The organism is Acinetobacter sp. UBA5934 (assembly GCF_002430855.1).
In the GTDB taxonomy this organism is placed as follows: Bacteria; Pseudomonadota; Gammaproteobacteria; order Pseudomonadales; family Moraxellaceae; genus Acinetobacter.
In genome coordinates this window covers 1-5,744 of record NZ_DJDC01000153.1, presented here as the reverse complement: position 1 = coordinate 5,744, position 5,744 = coordinate 1, and the positions used below count along the sequence as shown (strand labels likewise).

6 protein-coding genes are annotated in these 5,744 nt (G+C 39.3%); 4 read left to right on the top strand and 2 right to left on the bottom strand.

Going from position 1 to position 5,744, the window contains the following annotated elements; genetic code table 11:
- A partial coding sequence (locus B2Y23_RS10600; protein WP_414632124.1) for a lipid-A-disaccharide synthase occupies positions 1–724 on the top strand: 724 nt, incomplete at its 5' end.
- 1 nt (position 725) lies between these two features.
- Here B2Y23_RS10600 and B2Y23_RS10595 read toward each other — a convergent pair.
- On the bottom strand, positions 726–1,649 hold the full coding sequence (locus B2Y23_RS10595) for an AraC family transcriptional regulator (RefSeq protein ID WP_291354450.1): 924 nt from the start codon (positions 1,647–1,649) through the stop codon (positions 726–728).
- A gap of 192 nt (positions 1,650–1,841) precedes the next feature.
- Here B2Y23_RS10595 and B2Y23_RS10590 point away from each other — a divergent pair, with 192 nt between their 5' ends.
- Positions 1,842–3,062 (top strand): alkane 1-monooxygenase, encoded by a 1,221-nt coding sequence (locus B2Y23_RS10590; protein ID WP_291370732.1) that lies wholly within the window; start codon positions 1,842–1,844, stop codon positions 3,060–3,062.
- Between the two features lie 196 nt (positions 3,063–3,258).
- Here B2Y23_RS10590 and B2Y23_RS10585 read toward each other — a convergent pair whose 3' ends face one another.
- Positions 3,259–4,191 (bottom strand): LysR family transcriptional regulator, encoded by a 933-nt coding sequence (locus tag B2Y23_RS10585; RefSeq protein WP_291354452.1) that lies wholly within the window; start codon positions 4,189–4,191, stop codon positions 3,259–3,261.
- 134 nt (positions 4,192–4,325) lie between these two features.
- Here B2Y23_RS10585 and B2Y23_RS10580 point away from each other — a divergent pair, with 134 nt between their 5' ends.
- Positions 4,326–4,751, top strand: coding sequence for a DMT family transporter (locus B2Y23_RS10580; protein WP_291354453.1), 426 nt, complete (start codon positions 4,326–4,328; stop codon positions 4,749–4,751).
- A gap of 28 nt (positions 4,752–4,779) precedes the next feature.
- Positions 4,780–5,235 (top strand): DMT family transporter, encoded by a 456-nt coding sequence (locus tag B2Y23_RS10575; RefSeq protein ID WP_409449782.1) that lies wholly within the window; start codon positions 4,780–4,782, stop codon positions 5,233–5,235.
- The last annotated feature ends 509 nt before the right edge of the window (positions 5,236–5,744 follow it).

The window sequence follows — 5,744 nt, the reverse complement described above, 5'->3', positions numbered from 1 at the left end:
GATTGATGTGCCAGCCGCATTCGTAGGGCATCCACTCGCCAGTCAATTGCCTTTGCAAAATCCTCTGATTGAAGCCAAGCAAGAGCTGGGCTTGAATGTTGAACACAAGCATATTGCCCTGTTACCGGGTAGTCGCCGTGGTGAAATTGAAAGACTCGGTCCATTGGTGCTGGATGCCGCTAAAATCGTGAGTCAAAAGCACCCCGAATATGTATTTTTGATTCCTGCAATTAATGATGCACGCAAGCAGCAGATAGAAGCCTTGCTGCAACAATATCCTGCTGATTTGGTGGCTAAAGTTTGCTTAATGGAAAATACAGACACCGAATCTAAAATTGGTCGTCAGGTCATGAATGCCTCAAATATTGTGGCCTTGGCTTCAGGTACTGCCACTTTAGAGGCAATGCTATTACACCGTCCGATGGTGACGTTTTATAAGTTGAATTGGTTGACTTATTTAGTGGTCAAGTTGCTGATCAAAATTCCGTATTATTCCTTACCGAATATTATTGCGGGTAAAAAAGTCATTCGGGAATTGATTCAAAGTGATGCGACGCCGGAAAATTTAGCTGCTGAAATTGAAAAATTGATGAATGTGGAAACCGCACAAATTCAGGCGATGCAGCATATCACCATGCATAAACAGCTGCTTTCCGGCAATAGTGAAGATCCGGTTCAGGCTATTTTAAGTACCTTGAATGTAGCTCCATCTAATCAAACCTGATTTACTGGAACTGCTGGCGATATTGGCTCGGAGTTAAATTAAACAGGCGTTTAAAGGTCTGGCTAAAGGCCGTTTCGGAAGAATAACCGACACGATGGGCAATTTGCTGGATCGAAAGTTGTCCTTCGCGTAAATGCTGCGACGCTAAACGGAAACGATATTGCTGTAAATAGGCCAATGGTGTTTCGCCAACGATACTGCTAAATAAGGTGGCAAATTTAGAGCGCGACATGCAACATTGTTCAGCCAGACTTTCTACGGTCCAGGCCTGATCGGGCTTACCATGAATAACGGCTAAAGCATTGGCCAGTTCGGTATGCGCCAAAGCTCTAAGCCAGTTATTGGAATCGCTTAACTGGGCAATATAATCGCGTACACATTCAATAAATAGAATACTGACCAGATGATCGAGAATTTTGTCGCGACCCGGACGAATTTGATAGGCTTCTACGGCCAAAAAATGTAATCCAATTTGTAGCCATTCAGGGGCCGTACTGCCGGTAATATGCTGAATATGGATATAGTCGGGCAGGGCATTCAGTAACGGACGCGCCATAATGGTATCGATATGGCAGCGGATTGCCAGAATCAGTGCCGGTTCACCGCTGGTACTTCCAAATTCGATGGTAGCTTGCCTTTTTTTATCGAAAAGACCGGTAATATTAAGTGCTTCCACCAGATTGTCTTTATCATTACTTCGGCAGGTATGGTTTTGCCCTGAAGGGATCAGGATCAAGTCTCCCGCCTCGAGCTGCAGCATTTTCTTCGATTCAAATTGAATGTTGAGCGTGCTCGCCAGAACCACATAGCCAATCATGGCATCCTGTTCCTGATAAGCATAGGCCCAGTGACCTTGCGGTTTTAAATAAATATATTCAGATTTATTGAGATGAATATCGTCAAAAATTTTACTTAAGGCATCCATGTCTTATCGTTCTGTCATCATCTAATAAAAATTATAAAAAGCCTTGCTTGATATCCGTATGTGTTTTTAGGTCAAATATTGGCTAGATATGCCAAGGACGTTTGCATAGCTTTTTTGGACGTTTACAACTGTTCTTGAGGACCTATTTCTAGAAATATAACGTTAGAACAAAAAATAGGGAAGATCGCCAACATGAATGCACCAGTAAATTTAAATCAAGCCACACTTCAGACTATGCCCAATGCTTCAGGTTTAGCCCTCGATAAAAAACGCTATTGGTGGTTATTAAGTCCAGGTTTACCTGTGATCGGTATGGGGATTTTGGCTGGCTATCAGTTTGGTCCAAAGGCGACGAAAAAAATCTTTGCTTTGGGCGGACCTTTATTGCTGCATGTAATTATTCCATCAGTTGACGCTATTGTCGGCAATGACAGTAATAATCCTGATGATGAAGAAATCAAGTCACTTGTAGCGGACCCTTATTATGACTGGATTGTGAAACTGTTTATTCCTTTGCAAATGGCAGCTAATCTATTTGCCGGTTATGTGGTGAGTCGTAAAGAAACCTCTTTTCTGGATCAAATTCTTTTGGGAATTTCCATGGGTGCGATTAATGGCGTAGGTGTCAACACAGCACATGAGCTGTCGCATCGACCGCATAAAAAGGATCATTATCTTGCCCATGCGACCTTAACGCCGCTGTTTTACAATCATTTTCGTGTTGAACATCCTTACGGACACCATAAGCGTGCGGCAACCCCTGAAGATCCGGCATCGTCTAAAATGGGTGAAACCTTTTATGAGTTTTGGCCAAGAACGGTATTTGGGGGAATTAAGTCAGCGGTTGAGATTGAAAAAAACCGTTTAAAACGTAAAGGCTTATCATTTTTTAGTAAGGAAAATGAACTGTTTCAAGGCTGGGCGATGAGTGCAGGTTTTCATGCCACCATGGTGAAGCTATTTGGTAAAGATGTCATTCCATATTTGGCGACCCAAGCTTTTTATGGCATCAGTTTATTTGAAATTATTAATTATATTGAACATTACGGTTTAATGCGCGACAAAAAACCAGATGGCTCATATGCGCGTACCATGCCAGAACATAGTTGGAATAATAATAATATTACTACTAATCTGTTTTTATACCAGTTGCAGCGTCATTCAGATCATCATGCCTATCCGACACGTCCGTTTCAGGCTTTGCGTCATTTTGATGAAGCACCTGAATTGCCAAGTGGTTATGCAACCATGTTATTGCCGGCTTTAATTCCATCGCTCTGGTTTAAAATGATGGATAAACGCGTATTTGACCATTATGAAGGTAATTTAAATAAAGCCAATATTCATCCAAAACGCCGTGCGAAAATTTTCAAGAAATTTGGCGTGCTTGATCGACTGTTAAATAAAGAATAGCGGGAATAAGCTGAACATTTAAGATTTTTTGAATACGTCTTTAATTGATAAATCATAAAAAAAGCCCACTCGAGGGTGAATGGGCTTTTTACAATATCGCATTGTATTGATTCTATATGACAATTTAATTACATTTTGCATAACGTGTATTAGGTTAATTTAAGAAATACTCAAATAAACGTCTTTTTAATAGGTTTCAAAAAGTAAGAATATTATCCCAATAAGGAGGGCTTCCAATTTCCTTTAATATAAAATCTAAAACGGTTCTCACCTTTTTTGAACGAATTCTGTTTTCAGGAGAGACTAAATGAATCCCAACAGCATAAGGTTCTACTGTGCAAAGCCATTTAGGGAGTAATTTAACCAATTGCTTGTTTTTAAAACAATCTTTTTCAAAAATCCATGTAGGGAATAATACAATCCCTCTACCTTCCAATGCCGCTGAAAGCAACACTTCAGCATTGTTACTCTTTAAAGGACCTTGGGGTTCTATTTCATTAGGCTTGTCGAGTTCATCTTGGCGAAAGTACCATCTTTGACTCCCCGAAACGCCTTTATAAACAAGGCATTGATGTTTCTGAATATCTTGAGGTGTTTCAGGTGTTCCGTAGCGCTCAAGGTATTCAGGGCTCGCACTCAATACGTAGGTCTGGTCACATACTTTTCTTGCGATCAGTGCTGAATCTTGCAGTGATCCAATCCGAATCGCAATATCGACACCTTCTTGGACAGGATCAATAAATGTATCTGTCAGGATGAGTTCTACTGAAAGGTCGGGATAGATATCATGCAGTTGATTAACAATGCGAGATATATGTAATCGCCCTAGGGCAACTGCGGTATTAATACGTACCAATCCTCTCACATTTGAATTTTTCCCTGTTGCCTCCTCGTTGGCAAAGTCCAATGTATCGAGTACCTCCTTGATTTGGATATAGTATTTCTCCCCAATTTCAGTCAGCCGAACGGATCGTGTATTACGATAAAAAAGCTGCTGTCCAATGTCTTGTTCAAGTTTAGAAATAAACCGAGATACAGAAGAAGAGGGAACTTGAAAATGTTTGGCTGTCGCAGAAAAGCTGCCAGTAGTCGCGACCATCGCAAAGTAACGTAATGCTTTTAACTGCATTTATACTGTTCCTAAAATTATATTGAGCAATTTTATTATTGTGATTATAGCAATTATGTTTTGAAAAAATGATTAATTGTAGCTTTCTGACAACCCAATATAATTCACATCTCTTCTTCCCTCATAAGTAATGTATGAAACAGTTATGGATTTTACCGTTGGTCTTTTTTGCTGGCATGGGGCTATCTATTGAAGCTGGTTTGCTGGGACCATTGGGTGAAGAAATTGGACATATTTGGGCCACATTAGGCATTTTTGCGTTGGGTTCTATTCTATTAACATTTGGTCTTATTTTTGGTCGTCCACGACTCTCTCTTATGTTCAAACAACCACGCTGGCTACTTACAGGCGGCCTGTTAGGTCCAATATATGTCGTCTCTTTAACTGTAGCTACGCCGATCATTGGCGTTGGCTTGACAATGGTAGGTATTTTATTTGGTCAAGTAGCTACCAGCCTAATTATTGATCATTGGGGCTTATTAGGCAGTAATAAACGGGCTGTAGACAAGTATCGTATCGGGGCACTCATTGCCATTTTAGCTGCGCTCTGGCTCATTTAATAAGGAAGCTTTCCCCATGATTTATATAATGTTACTCGTCGTTATTTTTGGTGGAGCTGTCTTATGTGCCCAGTCATCAATCAATGGTCGTCTAGGTTCAGAAGTAGGAGTATTAGAAAGTTCTTGGTTAACATTTGTGATGGGCACAATTGTTAGCTTCTTAATAGCATTCTTCTTTGAACCAAATTATTCTTTAAATTTATTTACCGCTCCAAGATGGCAGTTAACTGGCGCATTTTTTGGTGTTGCCTATATGTTAATAGTTGTGTTTGCTATGCCTAGACTTGGTGCTGCTGCAACAACTGTTGCTGTAATAAGTGGACAGTTAGTAATGAGTTTATTAATTGATAATTTTGGCTGGTTTAATAATACTGTTATCACTATGGATGGATCGAGAGTTGCTGCTCTTTTACTATTAGCTATTGCACTATTTTGTATTTATAAAAGCAGTGCTACTGCCATAATTCAATCCAAGCCGAATTAAAATTAAAAAGGATTTTATTTTAAAATAGTTTCTTATTTTCCTCTCTATCTAACATAATAGCCGTTATATGAAGTAAATTTTTATATTAATATAATAAATATCAATAACTTAAGAATTAAGACTGACTGAAAAAACCGCAAAAAGCCAACTTTGAAATAAGTTGGCTTTTTTATAATCAATTTTGATACTTATGGCCAATAAATTTGTGCGGTTATTTAATCAATTTAAAACTTTTTCCCATGTTATCAATTAGTCCATTGCTCAAACTATTCCAAATTTTTCAGATAAAAAGAGGATAGTTTTTAGCCGATCTTGTACGCATATGCTCACATCAATTCCGGTTCTTTGCGCCTATACGACCTTACTGTAATTTACTATCATGGGGACATAGAGAACAGGAAGTTCCAGATAAGAATAACAAGAGTAAGAACAAGGAATGTAAGATCAGACAGGAGTCAGATCTAAGCATCAAATACGAAAAAGCCCAACAGGATAATCTGCACCCCGAA